This is a genomic window from Mesorhizobium sp. M3A.F.Ca.ET.175.01.1.1, from assembly GCF_004791945.1.
Taxonomy (GTDB): domain Bacteria; phylum Pseudomonadota; class Alphaproteobacteria; order Rhizobiales; family Rhizobiaceae; genus Mesorhizobium.
The window spans coordinates 1-350 of the sequence record NZ_SRTP01000167.1 but is presented as its reverse complement, the minus strand read 5'-3'; the positions used below and the strand labels follow the sequence as shown (position 1 = coordinate 350).

At 59.7% G+C, this 350-nt stretch carries 1 pseudogene; it reads left to right on the top strand.

Going from position 1 to position 350, the window contains the following annotated elements:
• Nucleotides 1-14 precede the first annotated feature (14 nt).
• Nucleotides 15-350: pseudogene (locus EN818_RS31220) on the top strand (hypothetical protein); the annotation flags it as partial.

The window sequence follows — 350 nt, the reverse complement described above, 5'->3', positions numbered from 1 at the left end:
CCTCGGACGACCTTATGCTCGTCGCCGCCTTAACTACCGCGCCAGACGGCTCGGGCACCCCGATCGTTGCCATCGTTTCCTGTCATATCGGCTCACCCGAAGATGCGGAGATCGTTGGACGCAAGATCCGGAGCTTTGGCACCGTAGCGGTGGATGCGTTAGGGCCGATACCCTATGTGGACCTCAATGGAATGCTGGACGCGGGCTTCCCTTCCGGCGCATTCAACTACTGGAAGTCCACGTTCCTTCCGCGCCTTGACGACGATGCTGTTGAGGCCCTCGTCATCGCCTATGAGCGCTGCCAGGTTCCCACAAGGTTGAGTTTGATGGAAGGGTTCCCATGCTCGCCT